This window comes from Simplicispira metamorpha (genome assembly GCF_004341365.1).
GTDB classification, from domain to species: domain Bacteria; phylum Pseudomonadota; class Gammaproteobacteria; order Burkholderiales; family Burkholderiaceae_C; genus Simplicispira; species Simplicispira metamorpha.
Genome location: NZ_SLXH01000017.1, coordinates 1 through 12,587, shown reverse-complemented (window position 1 = coordinate 12,587; position 12,587 = coordinate 1). Strand labels below are relative to the sequence as shown.

The window sequence follows — 12,587 nt, the reverse complement described above, 5'->3', positions numbered from 1 at the left end:
TACTGTATCAGCGCCAGAGCCCAAAAACACTACAAAACCACCATGCTCACCGTCCAGAACCTCCACCAGTACTACGGCGGCTCCCACATCCTGCGCGACGTGGGCCTGAGCGCCGCCCCCGGCCAAGTCACCGTGCTGCTGGGGCGCAACGGCGTGGGCAAGACCACGCTGCTCAAAAGCCTGATGGGCCTGGTGCCCATCAAAAGCGGCACCATCACCTGGAATGGCCAGCCCATACAGCACCAAACGCCCTACGAGCGCGCCCGCAGCGGCATCGGCTTTGTGCCCCAGGGCCGCGAGATTTTTGGCCGCCTCACCGTGGAAGACAACCTGCGCATGGGCCTGGCCTACAAAAGCGGCTCCACGCCCATCCCCGAGCACCTGTACACGCTGTTTCCGGTGCTCAAGCAGATGCTGAAACGGCGCGGCGGCGACCTCTCGGGCGGGCAGCAGCAGCAACTGGCCATTGCCCGCGCGCTGGCGCCCAGCCCCAGCCTGCTGATCCTGGACGAGCCCACCGAAGGCATACAGCCCAGCATCATCAAAGACATTGGCCGCGTCATCCGCCAGCTGGCCGACCACGGCCTGGACGGCCACCCCGTGGCCGTGCTGCTGTGCGAGCAGTACTACGACTTTGCCGAAGAGCTGGCCGACGCCTACCTGGTGATGGAGCGCGGCGAAGTCATCGCCCACGGGCCGGGCAGCGAGATGCAGGAAAAAGGCATCCAGCGGCTGGTGGCGATTTGAGGCAGCGCACGGCGCACGGCACCAGAACCGCCAAAAAACAGCATCCAATCAGGCTCTAATGCCCGCCAGATAAGCGCAAGCAGCTATCATTTCAGGATTGATTCAGGCGCCAGCGCCTTACACCACACAAGGCCCCAGCCACACGCCGCTGCGCAGGCGCTCGGGCGGCTGCTGCGCCCACACCTGGGCGCTGGCGTCCCAGGTGTCCACCTGCACATGCAGCCCGGCGAACACGCCGTAACCGTCGCCCGCGCGAATGTCCTCGCCCGCCGACAGGCTCTCGCCCGCCTTGATCGCGCCGCCCGCATGGATGCACTCGCCCGCCTTGATGCCCCAGCCCGCCTCCAGGTGCTGCACGCCGGTGATGGCGCCGCCCACCCAAATGCCCTGCCCCACGCGCACGCTGGCCGCGCCCGTCAGGTGCCCGCCCACGCGCACGCCCTTGTCGCACTCCACGCTGCCGTGGGCGATCAGGTCTTGCCCGACAAACGCGCCGCCTTTGAGCGCCAGCGTGCCGTGGCACACCAGATCCCACCCGGCGCGCAGGTCGCCGCCGCAGCGGATATCGCCCTCGGCCTCCACGCCCCAGTCCGCGCGCAGGTCGCCGCCCACTTGCAGCAAGCCCTGGCTGACGATGGCGCCCGCGACGCGGACGTCCTCGCCCACCACGATGGATTCGCCAGCGCGCAGGCCGCCGCCCGCCCGAATGGAGCGCCCCGTCTGCAACACGCCCGACACATCGACGTTGCCGCGCACCACCAGCGTGCCCGCAAACACGAGGGCGTCGGCCTCCAGGCGGTCGAGCGTCAGCACCTCGTTGGTGGGGCCGAACTGCGACAGCAGCCAGCAGGCATCACCCACGCGCCCGGCGTTGACCAGGGTATCGAGCGCCTGCTGGTAGCCGCTGCCGTCCTCGACATGGCGGCTGAACCAGCGGAAGCCATCGGCGCAGGGGCTCTTGGCGCGCAAGAATTTTTTGGTGAATTCCATGGCCATCACCCCTGGCATGGCAGCGGGCGCGCGAACGCGGGCGGTGGGTGGACGAGGAACGAAGCTATGGGCGTAGGCCCACCAACAGAATCTGGGTGCATGGGGCATCTCTGGGGGGAGCGGCCCGTGCCGGTGCGCAAAGGCGCACATCCGCAGGCCGCCATCGCGCTGGGCGGGTGCCCGGCGATGGATGTTCTGCGCAGATGGGGGAGGAAAGGTTATCGCCGGGCGGAGGAATGTGCGACCGGCTTGTAGGGCCAGAGCGCACGCGCCACCCCGCCCCAGCCCACGATCAAGCCGCCGCGCAAGGGGCCGGGCTGGAAGTGCATGGAGGGCTGGGAAGGCATAGGGGCGCGATCGTAGCAGCGCGGGGGTATCGCACTGGGGTGGGTGGGTTTTGGCGGGGCGGGGCTGGAGCAGTCAAACAGGCGGGGAATCGAGGCGTATCTGAGCCGGTGATGCTGCCGCCTATTTTGCTATTAAAACAATAGCTTATAGCGCTTATCACGTAAGGCTTAGAAGCTAAAAGCACTAGACTCTTCAGAGGAGCACCATGCGCATGAACGCTACCCAGTTTTAGTCCAGCATCGCTAGTTTGCTCCACCAAGCAGTGTGTCCATTACGCCGATTGCCTCGGTGAGGAGACGTTCGGCACTTTCAAGCTCAGCAATGAGTGCGTCAAGTACAGATTCCTGCTTGCGCTTTGCTTGATTGAGTTCCTTGGTGATGCGTGGCAACGCGACAGTTGTCGCCTTAAAACCGATCATCGATTCCCTAGCTGTAGGAAGGGAGCTTAAGAGAGCCAAGGCAGCAGTTTTTGCAGTTTGTGTTTGCTCACTACCAAATGCCACAGATAGTGCGGCTGCTTTTGTCAGCGCAGCCACCGAATCGTTCATAGCTGCATGGAACAGAGGAATTTCTGCTTCGGTTCGGGCAGCAAACTGCATCATTTCATCTGCAACTTTGGCGATGAGTCGGCGTGCCTGTTTCGCAGTAGCTCCTTCCGGCGCAGCCTGAAGAGCTTGTAATTCAGCAGTGCCCTGGACAGTCTTAGACGCCAGTTCATTTTGTGCATCGCTCAGACGATTCACTATGCTGGTTACCTCTCCTATTCGCTCTTCGAATGTTTCGATCAAATCGAGCAAGCCGTCATCTTCCTCTGAAGTCACTTCGCTTTGCATTGTCATGCTGTGCCGATCTGCTTTTGGTGAATCGGAGAAGTTCGTGAGGATTGCAGTTGTGCTTCTCGGGATATGCCGCCAAGACTGAACGTGTTTTGTAATGTGCAAAATCACGAGTCTTTCGAACTGATCGCTGTCTGCAAAATCCCAATGCAGGACGCCTTCGATTTTCAGTCGCTGTTTGAACTCTTGGAGTTTCATAAGCTGCTCACTGTCGATCTTGCTCGGCGGGATTGGCGTGTCTTTGAAATAGAAAAGTATTTCTGGATTACCAAGCCCTCGCCGATTCATTTGAAGCGCGCGGTCAAACTCTTCAGCAGTTCCTGAGCCAGCCCTTCCTGTGGGCGTACCGAATCGCGACCACATGATGCCGACAAACAAGTCGTAGTCCTGTGGCAACTGCTGATTAATCACATCCTGCGCATCTACGCCAACGCCGGGGTATGCATCATCCTCCCAACGAATTACTTCAAGTCGGACACCTAAATTACGCGCCCAAGTTCTGTTCCATTCGCGGATGGCATCTCCCAAACGATTTCTCTCGTCGGTGACATCGCCAGGTGAAGCGAGAAAAATCGAGAGTACAGATTCAGTTCGAGCCATTGGGAAGTTCTGGTAGATGATGAAGAAGTGTGGGCTATGACGCTTGGCGTAATGTATCCAGTAAAACTTGCTTCACGATTGACACGAAATATGTCAAACCCAAATATCTGAGGCAAACAAACAGTGGAAACGGGGGTATGCAAAAACTGGGTAAACAGAATGCGACACCCCCCATCACATCGCCCAAATACGCGGCCTCTGTGCTTCCAACTGCCAAAAATGCGCGCGCCACGCGGCCCAGACCTGTTGCAGCAGGGCCATGGCGGGCTCCACCATCGGGGCCAGGGCGCGCACCACCACCACTTGCGGGTTGGGGCTGGTGGCGCCTGCGGTGGCGGCCAGCGGGTGGGCGTCGATCACGGCGCGGGCCAAGTCCAGGGCGGTGTCGCGGCGGGTGCGCTCCAGCGCCGATCCGGTGATGAAAAAAATCGACGCCATGCAGCGCTGCCCGGCCAGCCCCAGCGGGCTGTTCAGCAGCAGGTCGTCGGTGGCGGCAATGTTGCCGCGCTCCAGCCACACGCCGGGCACGTCGATGTGCTGCACAAAGCGGCCCGCCGCAAAGGGCTGGTCGGCGTGGGGCAGGCCCAGGGCGGTGGCGTCCCAGCCCAAAAATTCGGCGCCCGGCGCCAGCTCCAGCGTCAGGCGGTTTTCGGCCTCGCAGTCGCTGTAGGCAATGGCTTCCAGCGGCAGCCATTCCAGCCGGGCGCCCGCGTCCAGCACGGCGTGGGTGCGTTGCAACGCCAGTTCACCCGTAGATCGGTAAAAGCGCGTGGCCCCCGGCGTGGTGATGAGGGCGTGCGCGCCGCTGGCCACCTGGGCGCGGATATCCAGCGTGTCGCCGCCCACCAGGCCGCTGGGCGGGTGTACCAGCACGTTGTGGCAAATGGCGTCGCCTTCGGGGTACAGGCTTTTCAGGATGCGCAGCGGGCCGTTGTGTGCATGGCGCACCACGGTGCGGGCGCCTTCGCGGCGGTAGTCAAGTTGGAGATGGGCGTGCCAGGGCATACAAAAAATTAACGCCCCGCAGCCGCTGCTGCCGGGGGGGTGTCGGCGGCGGGCGGCGCCCCGCCCGGTGCGGGCGCGGCGTGCTGCATGGCCCACAGGCGCCGCAGTTGCCCCAGCTCTATGTCAAAGCGTTGGTGGACGCGGCGCTTCTCGCGGTCTTGGCCGGTGATAAAGCGCTGTTGCTCCAGGATGCCTTCGTCGTTTTCCGCCAGTTGGCGGCGCAGCGCCATGGGCGCCTTGAGCGGGTCGTTGCGGTAGAACTCCAGCTCCACATCCAACGTTTTGCGCTGGGCCTGCAAATCCACAATGCGCTTGGCGGCGGCGTTGCTCACTTCTTCCACCTGGGCGATGGCGTTGGCGCGCTCGGCGTCATGCGCAGCTTTGTCGGGGTAGCGCGCCAGCAGGGCACGATCGCGGCGGCGGTCGTCGGCAATGCGGTTGCGCTCTTCCTGCTCTTTGCGCCGCTGCACTTCCTGGGCGGCGCGCTCTTGTTCGGTCAGGGTGGGGCCCACCACCCGGCGCACGGTGCCCGAGGGGCTCAGCTCGCGCTGTTCGCGGTCAAGGCACTCCACGATGGGGCGGTCGGCAGTCAGCTTGCGGCCGTTTTTGTCGATGCAGGTGTAAATGCCCGAACCCTGCGCCAGAGGCTGGGCCCACGCCAGCGTGCAGCCCGTGGCCGCCAGGCCGGTTGCCAAGGCCAGCGTGCGGGCCGCCATCCAGGCACGGTGGGGTCGCAAAGGTGTCATCGCCGGGCCCTTTCCACAAAACAGTTGCGCCACACAGGACACGGGCAATGGCGTTACACGCCGTAGCGCTGGCGGTAGGCCAGCACCCGCTCGTGGTGGGCCGATACGCCCGAGCCGTCATCTTGCTGCAAATACTGCAACAAATCGGCCAGCGTGGCGATGGCGCACACCTGCAAGCCCAGTTGCTGGCGCACGTATTGCACGGCGCTGTGGTTCACGTCCTGGCCGTTTTCGGTGGCTTTTTCCTGGCGGTCCAGGGCGATGACCACGGCGTGGGGCGTGGCGCCTGCGGCCTGGATCAGCGCAATGGATTCGCGCGCTGCGGTGCCTGCCGACATCACGTCATCGACGATGAGCACGCGCCCTTGCAGCGGCGCGCCCACCAGGGTGCCGCCTTCGCCATGGTCTTTGACCTCTTTGCGGTTGTAGGCAAAGGGCACGTTGCGGCCCCGGCGCGCCAGCTCCACGGCCACGGTGGCGGCCAACGGAATGCCCTTGTAGGCGGGGCCAAACACCATGTCGAATTCGATGCCGCTCTCCATCAGGGCTTGTGCATAGAATTCGGCCAGCCGACCCATCTTGGCACCGTCATCAAACAAACCGGCGTTGAAAAAATACGGACTCAGGCGCCCGGCCTTGGTCTTGAACTCGCCAAAGCGCAGCACGCCCGACTCCACCGCAAAACGCACAAAATCCTGTGCCAGACGGTCTTTCTCTATTGCTTGCGCGCCACCAACCACCATGGGAAATTCCTTGTTCAAGTTAACCAGCCTCAACCTCAATGGCATCCGCTCCGCCACCCGCAAAGGCGCCGAAGACTGGATGGCCAGCCTGCGCCCGGATTGTATTTGCGTGCAGGAAATCAAAGCCCAGGCCGCCGATATAGAAGGCAAGTTCGAGGAGCTGGCGGGCCTGCGCGGGTATTTCCATTACGCCGAGAAAAAAGGCTATTCGGGCGTGGGCATTTATACCCGCCACGAGCCCAGCGATGTGGTGGCGGGCTATGGCTCGCCCGAGTTCGATGCCGAAGGCCGCTACCTGGAGCTGCGCTTTGACACGCCCGCGCGCAAGCTCTCGGTCATCAGCGCCTACTTTCCCAGCGGCGCCTCGGGCGAGGCGCGCCAGCAGGCCAAGTTCCGGTTTCTGGCCGGGTTCCACCCGCACCTGATGCAGACCAAGGCCGAGCGCGAGTTCATTTTGTGCGGCGACCTGAACATCGCCCACCAGAGCATCGACCTGAAAAACTGGCGCAGCAACCAGAAAAACAGCGGCTTTACCCCCGAAGAGCGCGCCTGGGTGAGCCAGCTGCTGCACCCCACCGAGCCCAGCGGCGGGCTGGTGGATGTGTACCGCCGCCTGCAACCCGAGGCCACCGATGCGGCCTACACCTGGTGGAGCAACCGGGGCCAGGCCTACGCCAACAACGTGGGCTGGCGGCTGGATTACCACCTGGCCACCCCCGCCCTGGCTGCGCTGGCGCAGGCCGAGCACATCTACAAGGGCGAGAAATTCTCTGACCACGCGCCCATCACGGTGGATTACGCCTTCACACTCTGAGCCGCGACTGGCCCACCGCCAGCGCCCCGCCCGCCATCTCCACCGCTGCCTTCCCATGCCCGACTCCCTGATGACCACCGACGCACCGCCGTCCACCTGCCTGCACCCCAAAGACGCAGACAGCCTGTGGCGGCTGGTGAATGCGCCGCACCCCCTGGTGGGCAATGCGCACCACCTGGGCGAGGCGCTGGTGCAGGCTGGGTTGGTCACACCGGCAGCGCTGCTGCGCAGCCTGCAAATCCAGCAACAAGAGCGTGAGTGTGGGCAGCACCGCCCCGTGGGCCAAATCCTGGTGGCCCAGGGCGACCTGACGCAAGAGCGGCTGCGCCAGGTGATTGGCAGCTGGCTGGGCGGCTACATGGTGGACCCCAGCGAGCTGCCCCCCGACGCCGCCGCGCTGGCGCTGGTGCCGCGCGCCGTGGCCGAGCGCGAATCCGTGCTGCCCCTGCTGGCGCGCGAGGACGCGCTGGTGGTGCTGATGGCCGACCCGCTGGACCGCGTGCTGCTCGATGAGCTGCGCTTTCTGACCCAGCGGCGGCTGGTGCCGGTGCAGGCCGCGCCGGGCACCCTGCTGCCCGCCATTGCCCGGGCCTACCGCACCCACCCGGGCAACCCACCAACCACCGGCACGCCGCGCTCCCTGACCAAGGCCGCAGGCAACCCGCCGCCGCTGGCCATGCAGCGCGCCAGCGCCCAGGAGCTGGCCAGCGACCTCACCAGCGCCCTGCCCGAGGGCGATGCCCAGCAAGCCGATGTGGTCAGCGAGTCGGACAACACGCTGGTGCGGCTGATCAACTCCGTCATCAACGAGGCCATTGCGCACCGCGCCTCCGACATCCACATCGAGACCGAACCGGCGCCGCAGAACGTGCGCATCCGCCTGCGCGTCGATGGCGAGCTGGCGCCCTACCTGGAGCTGCCCGCGCGGTTTCGCTTTGCCATGGTGGCGCGCATCAAGATCATGGCCAGCCTGGACATTTCCGAGCACCGCAAGCCCCAGGACGGCAAGATCGACTTTGCCCGCTTTGGCGGCCCGCCGGTGGAGCTGCGCGTGGTGACGGTGCCCACCTCGCACGGGCTGGAAGACGTGGTGCTGCGCCTGCTGGCCAGCGCCAAGCCCATACCGCTGGAGCACATCGGCCTGAGCCCCGCCCACCTGCAAGTGCTGCGCGCCGTGGTGCACAAAAGCTACGGCCTGGTGCTGGTGTGCGGCCCCACGGGCTGCGGCAAGACGACCACGCTGCATTCGGTGGTGAGCGACATCAACACCGAAGGCCGCAAAATCTGGACGGCCGAAGACCCCATCGAAATCACCCAGTCGGGGCTGCGCCAGGTGCAGGTCAACCCGCGCATCGGCTGGACGTTTGCCGCCGCCATGCGCACGTTTTTGCGCGCCGACCCCGATGTGATCCTGATTGGCGAAATGCGCGATGAGGAAACCGCGCGCATCGCCATCGAAGCCTCGCTGACGGGGCACCTGGTGCTATCGACGCTGCACACCAACTCGGCGCCCGAGAGCATCACGCGGCTGCTCGAAATTGGCCTCGACCCGTTCAACTTTTCTGATTCGCTGCTGGCCATTCTGGCGCAGCGCCTGGTGCGCCGCCTGTGCGTGGCCTGCCGCCAGCCGCACCCGGCAGACAATGACACGCTGCTGGCCATGGCCTCGCAGTACCTGGCCAGCGGCGTACAGAACACGCCCGAGGCGCGCGCCGCGCAGGTGGCGCGCTGGCGCAGCAGCTACGGCAGCAGCAGCGGCGGCACGGTCACGCTGTGGCAGCGCCAAGGCTGCCCCCAGTGCGACGGCCACGGCTACCGGGGGCGCCTGGGCATCCACGAGCTGATGCAAAGCGACGACGCCATCCGCCAGCACATCCGCCAGCGCGCCAGCGCCACCGAGATTCGCCACAGCGCGCTGCAAGCGGGCATGCGCACCCTGCGCCAGGATGGCATCGACAAAGTCTTGCAGGGCCTGACCGATATGCCCGAGGTGCTGGCGGCCACCAACCTGTGAATTGATAGCCAAAAGTGCCTCCAGCCCTTTCGGGACGGGCGCTAGCAGCTATCAAAAATGCACCAAAACCAGCCGCCAGAAGGCGCTCAGCGGCCCAGGTCTTTGGCGCTGACGCCGGCAATGCCCCAGTTCTCTTTGGGCACGTCGTGGATCCAGACGCGCACGTTCTCTTTGGGCGCGCCCACGGCCTCGTGCAGGGCCTGGGTGACTTTTTCGATGACGGCTTTTTTCTGCGCTTCGGTGCGGCCTTCAATCATGTAAATCTGGGCAAATGGCATGGCGGTTTCCTGGCAATGGTCAAAGAACGAAGGGGGCCATCAATCGAGCTTGATACCCAGCTTCTGGATCAAGCTGCCCCAGCGCAGGTTTTCTGCGCGGATGAAATCGGCAAACTGTGCCGGTGTCTGCACCCGGATGTCGGCAGAGATGGCCTCGAAGGCGTTGGTGGCATCGGTCAGCTTGGAGCCCTCGCTCCAGGCCGATTGGAGCTTGTCCACGATGGCGCGTGGCGTGCCCACCGGCGCCACCAGCCCGAACCAGGTCTCCACTTCAAAACCGGGGTAGCCCGACTCGGCAATGGTGGGCACCTGGGGCAGGGCGCGCGAGCGCTTGGGCGAGGTCACGGCTATCGCCTTGAGCTTGCCCGCCTTGATGTGTTGCAGCGTGGTGGCCAGCGAGCTTTCCATGCTCATCAGCAGCACGCCCGACAGCAGGTCGGGCACGATCTGGCTGGAGCCTTTGTACGGCACGCTGGTCAGCTGGATGCCCGCCGTGGCCTGCAACAACTCCGCCGCCAGGTGGTTGCTGGTGCCGATGCCCGAGGTGGCGTAGTTGAGTTTGCCCGGGTTGGCCTTGGCGTAGGCCACCAGGCCCTTGAGGTCGCTGAAGGGCGCGCTCGGGTGTACGACGATGACGCAGGGCGAGGTGCCCACCAGCGAGATCGGCGCAAAGTCTTTTTCGACCGAGAACGGCACTTTGGCGTACAGGTGCGGCGCAATGGCCAGGCTGCTGATGGCCGACAGGCCGATGGTGTAGCCATCGGCAGCGGCCTTGGCCACGGCCTCGGTACCGATGTTGCCACCCGCACCGGCCTTGTTTTCCACCACAAAGGGTTGGCCCAGTTTTTCTGCCATGACCTTGGCCGCCGTGCGCCCCATCACATCGGTGGGCCCGCCGGGCGGGAACGGCACGATCAGCTTGACCGGCTTGGTCGGCCAGGCCTCTTGCGCCCACGCGGGAAGCGCAGCCACGGAGGCGGACAGGGCGGCGCCAGCGCCGGTGGCGATGAATTGTCTGCGTTGCATGGTGTTGTCTCTTTTCTGGGTTACACGAACCGAACCGACACGCTTCCCAGGTTCTGGATGCGCAAGGTGACGTTGTCGCCCGCCTGCACCGGCACGGCTTCGGTGATGCCGCCCGACAGCACCAGGCTGCCAGCGGGCAGCGATTGGCCACGGCGCCCCAGGTGGTTGACCAGCATGGCCACAGCGGCGGCGGGGTGGCCCAGCACGGCAGCGCCTGCCCCCAGGGCCACGGGCTGGCCGTTCTTTTCCAGCACCACGCCCAAGGTGCGCAAGTCCAGGTCACGCGCCGGGGCCACGCGGCCACCGACCACGAAACGCGCCGCCGAGGTGTTGTCGGCAATCACGCTTTTCAGGTCGAACTTGAAGTCGCGGTAGCGGCTGTCGATCACTTCGATGCCGGGCAGCACCACATCGCTGGCGGCCAGCACAGCGCCGATGTGGCAACCGGGGCCGGTGAGTTCGGTGCGGGTGATGAAGCAAATTTCGGGCTCCACCTTGGGGTGGATCAGCTCGCTGACCTTGACCTCGGCGCCCTCGGCCACGACGTATTCATCCACCAGGAAGCCGAACACCGGGTCGGTCACGCCCATTTGTTTCATTTTGGCGTGCGAGGTCAAACCGGCCTTGTAGCCCACCACGCGCGCGCCCTTGCGCAGCTTGCTGGCCAGAATCAAGTCCTGGATGGCGTAGGCATCGTCCCAGTCCATATCGGGGTGGGCTTCGGTGATTTTCAGGGTGTCCTGGGCTTGCAGTTGGCAGTTTTCCAGGTGCTGGGCCAGTTCAGCGAGGGTGTGGGTTTGCAGTGGCATGGAGGGGCCTTCGTCGTAGAGTGGAAAAATCGGGGGAATGGGAGCAGCGGGCACCGCGCTGCTCAGCGTGGCAGCCGGGCCACCAGGCTCGCCAGGGGGCGGCGGGCCAACGGGGCGGGCGGGCCCAGCTGCGCCAGGCTGCTTTTGACCAGGTCGTAGGCGGGGCGCACCCGCTGGGGTACATGGATGCGCACCTGGTCAAACTGCTCGGACTGGGCCAGCGCCAGCATGTCGTTGCGCAACCGGCGGTAGGTTTGCAAGGCGGTGGCAAACGCCTGCGCTGCGGCCACCTGCGACGGCTCGCGCAGGCCGCGTTGGTAATGCGACCAGGTGCTGTCGATGAGTTGATCGAGTTGCCCAATGCGCTCCACCACCGCGCCAATCTCGCGGCAGGCATCGGCATTCATGATGAGGATGTTGCAGGCGCGCAGCTCTTCGATGCAATCGGCCAGTACCGCCAGCGGAGCGCGGCCAGGCAGCAGCTGCGAGGTTTCGCGCTTGAGCTGCCCGATCAGGCCCTGCACCGTGCGCAGCTGGGCATTGCTGGCACCAATCGATTCCACCGATTGCTGCGCCGCTGCCGACAGGGCCTGGGCGTTGGCCACCAAGTCCTGGCTCAGGCCCTCCTGGGTATGGGCGGCGGCGGCCATGTCGCTGGCAGCCTCCAGGGTGCGGCCCGCGCGGGTGCGGATGTCGGCCAGCGCGGTGCTGGTGTCGCGGGTGCGCTCAATGCTGCCGTGGATGTCTTGCAGCACCTGTTGCAAATAGCTGTCTGCGGCCACCGTGCTGTGGGTGATGCCGGACACCATCTGGCGGATTTGCAGCGTGGCCTCGTTGGTGCGGGTGGCCAGCTGGCGCACTTCCTGGGCCACTACGCTGAAACCCCGCCCGTGTTCACCGGCGCGGGCAGCCTCAACGGCGGCATTGAGCGACAGCAGGTTGGTCTGCATGGCCACCTTCTGGATGATGTCCAGGATGGTTTCGATGTTGTCGCGGTGTCGCATGACCTCGCGAAAGCGCTCTTCCAGGCCCTGGGCCGATGGCTCCAGCGCGGCAATGCGCTCCATGGTCTGGTGCAGCAGGCCATCGCCCTGCACGGCCAGCGCATGCATGGAATCGACCTCGTTGCGGGTGACGGCAGCCGCTTGCGCCACCGTTTCCACGCTGCGGTTGAGCGCACCAACGCCATCGAGCAGCTGTGCCAGAACGCCAGCCTGCGCGCGCGAGGCGCTCACCACTTTGGTAAACGACGACATCATGCTGGCGTTGTTCACTGTGACATCCAGGGCCTGCTGGTCCAGCCGCCCCAGCGCCGCTGCCATGGCACGGCGGCCCACGCGGGCCCACCCGCCACGGGCACGCCCCGCCACGCCGACCAGCGCCAGCAGGGCCAGACCAAGGAGGGCCAGCTCACGCAAGCCATCCCAGGGCCATGACCAGGCGGGCCAGGCCAATGCAGCCAACAGCAGCACCACGGCAAAGCCGAGCAACGTGCCCATATATCGCTGATGGCGGCGTTATGCGGCCATCAGGCCGCGCGCCTTGGCCATGGTCAGCGCCGTGTCTTCAATCATGTCCTCCTGGCCACCGACCATGCCGCGCCGGCCCATCTCCACCAGAATCTCGCGCGC

Annotated in this window: 11 protein-coding genes and 2 pseudogenes; 3 read left to right on the top strand and 10 right to left on the bottom strand. The window is 65.1% G+C overall.

What is annotated here, in order from left to right; all coding sequences use genetic code 11:
• The first annotated feature begins 42 nt into the window (after window positions 1-42).
• A complete protein-coding gene (urtE, locus tag EV674_RS10210; protein ID WP_119013254.1) occupies window positions 43-747 on the top strand; it encodes an urea ABC transporter ATP-binding subunit UrtE in 705 nt (234 codons plus the stop codon).
• A 117-nt stretch (window positions 748-864) separates the two neighbouring features.
• On the opposite strand, the gene EV674_RS10205 is transcribed toward urtE, so the two are convergent.
• From EV674_RS10205 to pyrE, 5 genes are all read right to left on the bottom strand, one after another.
• Window positions 865-1,737, bottom strand: coding sequence for a hypothetical protein (locus EV674_RS10205; protein WP_119013270.1), 873 nt, complete (start codon window positions 1,735-1,737; stop codon window positions 865-867).
• Window positions 1,738-2,327: 590 nt separating this feature from the next.
• Window positions 2,328-3,521, bottom strand: coding sequence for a hypothetical protein (locus EV674_RS10200; protein ID WP_132750427.1), 1,194 nt, complete (start codon window positions 3,519-3,521; stop codon window positions 2,328-2,330).
• Window positions 3,522-3,695: 174 nt separating this feature from the next.
• Window positions 3,696-4,526 carry an urease accessory protein UreD gene (locus tag EV674_RS10195; protein WP_119013256.1) on the bottom strand — a complete coding sequence of 277 codons (831 nt, stop codon included), beginning with the start codon at window positions 4,524-4,526 and terminating at the stop codon, window positions 3,696-3,698.
• 8 nt (window positions 4,527-4,534) lie between these two features.
• Complete coding sequence (locus tag EV674_RS10190; RefSeq protein ID WP_241524935.1) at window positions 4,535-5,272, bottom strand: DUF4124 domain-containing protein; 738 nt, start codon at window positions 5,270-5,272, stop codon at window positions 4,535-4,537.
• A gap of 53 nt (window positions 5,273-5,325) precedes the next feature.
• Window positions 5,326-6,015, bottom strand: coding sequence for an orotate phosphoribosyltransferase (gene pyrE, locus EV674_RS10185; protein ID WP_119013257.1), 690 nt, complete (start codon window positions 6,013-6,015; stop codon window positions 5,326-5,328).
• A 10-nt stretch (window positions 6,016-6,025) separates the two neighbouring features.
• Here pyrE and EV674_RS10180 point away from each other — a divergent pair, with 10 nt between their 5' ends.
• Both EV674_RS10180 and EV674_RS10175 read left to right on the top strand, forming a co-directional pair.
• Complete coding sequence (locus EV674_RS10180; protein ID WP_119013271.1) at window positions 6,026-6,829, top strand: exodeoxyribonuclease III; 804 nt, start codon at window positions 6,026-6,028, stop codon at window positions 6,827-6,829.
• Between the two features lie 55 nt (window positions 6,830-6,884).
• Window positions 6,885-8,843, top strand: a complete 1,959-nt coding sequence (locus EV674_RS10175) for a GspE/PulE family protein (RefSeq protein ID WP_119013258.1) — start codon at window positions 6,885-6,887, stop codon at window positions 8,841-8,843.
• 86 nt (window positions 8,844-8,929) lie between these two features.
• Here EV674_RS10175 and EV674_RS10170 read toward each other — a convergent pair.
• The 5 genes and pseudogenes from EV674_RS10170 to EV674_RS10150 form a co-directional block, all read right to left on the bottom strand.
• Window positions 8,930-9,139: pseudogene (locus EV674_RS10170) on the bottom strand (2-hydroxymuconate tautomerase); the annotation flags it as partial.
• Window positions 9,140-9,160: 21 nt separating this feature from the next.
• The gene (locus EV674_RS10165; RefSeq protein ID WP_119013260.1) at window positions 9,161-10,147 is read right to left on the bottom strand and encodes a Bug family tripartite tricarboxylate transporter substrate binding protein; all 987 of its coding nucleotides are present in this window, start codon (window positions 10,145-10,147) and stop codon (window positions 9,161-9,163) included.
• A 20-nt stretch (window positions 10,148-10,167) separates the two neighbouring features.
• Window positions 10,168-10,956, bottom strand: coding sequence for a 2-oxo-3-hexenedioate decarboxylase (gene dmpH / locus EV674_RS10160; RefSeq protein WP_119013261.1), 789 nt, complete (start codon window positions 10,954-10,956; stop codon window positions 10,168-10,170).
• Between the two features lie 62 nt (window positions 10,957-11,018).
• Window positions 11,019-12,455, bottom strand: coding sequence for a methyl-accepting chemotaxis protein (locus EV674_RS10155; RefSeq protein WP_119013262.1), 1,437 nt, complete (start codon window positions 12,453-12,455; stop codon window positions 11,019-11,021).
• Between the two features lie 18 nt (window positions 12,456-12,473).
• Window positions 12,474-12,587, bottom strand: a pseudogene (locus EV674_RS10150) (4-hydroxy-2-oxovalerate aldolase); the annotation flags it as partial.

Bases quoted from the DNA above. Each gene is read 5' to 3' on its own strand.
- urtE (WP_119013254.1), top strand. From the start codon at position 43: ATGCTCACCGTCCAGAACCTCCACCAGTACTACGGCGGCTCCCACATC.
- EV674_RS10205 (WP_119013270.1), bottom strand. From the start codon at position 1,737: ATGGAATTCACCAAAAAATTCTTGCGCGCCAAGAGCCCCTGCGCCGAT.
- EV674_RS10200 (WP_132750427.1), bottom strand. From the start codon at position 3,521: ATGGCTCGAACTGAATCTGTACTCTCGATTTTTCTCGCTTCACCTGGC.
- EV674_RS10195 (WP_119013256.1), bottom strand. From the start codon at position 4,526: ATGCCCTGGCACGCCCATCTCCAACTTGACTACCGCCGCGAAGGCGCC.
- EV674_RS10190 (WP_241524935.1), bottom strand. From the start codon at position 5,272: ATGACACCTTTGCGACCCCACCGTGCCTGGATGGCGGCCCGCACGCTG.
- pyrE (WP_119013257.1), bottom strand. From the start codon at position 6,015: ATGGTGGTTGGTGGCGCGCAAGCAATAGAGAAAGACCGTCTGGCACAG.
- EV674_RS10175 (WP_119013258.1), top strand. From the start codon at position 6,885: ATGCCCGACTCCCTGATGACCACCGACGCACCGCCGTCCACCTGCCTG.
- EV674_RS10165 (WP_119013260.1), bottom strand. From the start codon at position 10,147: ATGCAACGCAGACAATTCATCGCCACCGGCGCTGGCGCCGCCCTGTCC.
- dmpH (WP_119013261.1), bottom strand. From the start codon at position 10,956: ATGCCACTGCAAACCCACACCCTCGCTGAACTGGCCCAGCACCTGGAA.
- EV674_RS10155 (WP_119013262.1), bottom strand. From the start codon at position 12,455: ATGGGCACGTTGCTCGGCTTTGCCGTGGTGCTGCTGTTGGCTGCATTG.